The organism is Bacillus sp. JH7, from assembly GCF_001563515.1.
Taxonomy (GTDB): Bacteria; Bacillota; Bacilli; order Bacillales; family Bacillaceae_G; genus Bacillus_A; species Bacillus_A cereus.
Genome location: NZ_LPUS01000012.1, coordinates 1 through 1,514 on the forward strand (window position 1 = coordinate 1; position 1,514 = coordinate 1,514).

Genomic DNA, 1,514 nt, shown 5'->3' on the forward strand with positions numbered 1-1,514 from the left:
ACACCAAATGGAAAGGTAGATCGCAAAAAATTATTGAGTGAGGTTACAGCATGACCGCATATGGATCATTTTATTTTTTCGCTATAGTGGGCATTTTATTAATACCTACTATCATAGCTGGATTAAAAGGTAAAATGTTGCGTAAATATAATGCAGTATTAACATTAGTCATGATTGCTATTATCTTCTCAGATAAACCGAAGCAAGCGATTATGTTAGCCGCATTTATTATTTGGCAATATGCCCTAATTAAAGGCTATTTAATTTTAAGAAAACAAAATAATAGTACATTCATGTTTTGTATAGCTGTTATTTTATCGATTTTGCCACTTATTTTGGCAAAAATCGCACCCTTTGTACCTGAATTACATTTTATTGTTTTCGCAGGTATGTCTTACGTAACATTTAGAGCTGTACAAATGGTCTTTGAAGTTCGTGATAATTTAATTAAAGAACTTTCCTTCTTTAATTTCTGGGAGTTTGTTTTATTCTTCCCTGCGATTTCAAGTGGACCTATTGATCGTTACCGTAGATTCCAAAAAGATATTCAAAAGCCACCTAGCGGTGAAGAATATCAAAAGTTACTATATACAGGACTTAACCGTATTTTCCAAGGTTTTCTGTACAAATTTATAATTGCACACTTGATAACAACATATCTTGTAAAGGCCGTATTTGCCAATCAAGATACACTTTTATCTAATGTGATTTTTATGTACGCTACTAGCATGCAATTATTCTTTGACTTTGCAGGTTATAGTGCGTTCGTAATTGGTATCAGTTACATGATGGGAATTAAAACGCCAGAAAACTTTAATAAGCCATTCCTTAGTCGTAATATTAAAGACTTCTGGAACCGCTGGCACATGAGTTTATCATTCTGGTTCCGTGATTTTATTTACATGCGTTTCGTCTTTTTTGCAACGAAGAAAAAGTTAATTAAGAACCGTTACACAATTTCGTATATCGGTGCATTTTTAAACTTCTTCATTATGGGAATTTGGCACATCCAAGGAAGCGCTGTTGCGCAGTATGTTATTTATGGTCTCTATCATGCCGCACTGTTTATTTTATTCGATATTTTCGAACGAAAAAACAAGAAGCATAAATTTTGGCCAAACAATAAATTTACACACGTCCTTGCGATTGTAATTACGTTCCACGTTGTATGTTTCGGTTTCCTAATCTTCTCTGGACACCTTAACAGATACTTTTAATGCACCCTTCTTATTCCATTAAGAAGTTGCACATATAATATATTTCGGATATAAAGGAGATTTTAAAAATGGCAGAATTCAAAGAGCAAGTATTAGATATTTTAGAAGAAGTATGTGAAAACGATATTGTGAAAGAAAACTTAGATGTTCAATTATTTGAAGAAGGTATCCTTGATTCTTTCGCTGTAGTATCTTTATTAGTTGAATTCCAAGAGCGTTTAGATATTGAAGTTTCTATTTCTGATTTTGACCGTGACGAGTGGGCTACACCAAACATGGTTATTAAAAAGTTGGAAG

At 33.0% G+C, this 1,514-nt stretch carries 2 protein-coding genes; both read left to right on the top strand.

Annotated elements, in window-relative coordinates; genetic code table 11:
• Positions 1 to 50: 50 nt before the first annotated feature.
• Complete coding sequence (dltB, locus tag AU379_RS20370) at positions 51 to 1,217, top strand: D-alanyl-lipoteichoic acid biosynthesis protein DltB (RefSeq protein ID WP_000127925.1); 1,167 nt, start codon at positions 51 to 53, stop codon at positions 1,215 to 1,217.
• Positions 1,218 to 1,285: 68 nt separating this feature from the next.
• On the top strand, positions 1,286 to 1,514 hold a 229-nt coding region (gene dltC, locus AU379_RS20375; protein ID WP_061139672.1), incomplete at its 3' end, for a D-alanine--poly(phosphoribitol) ligase subunit DltC.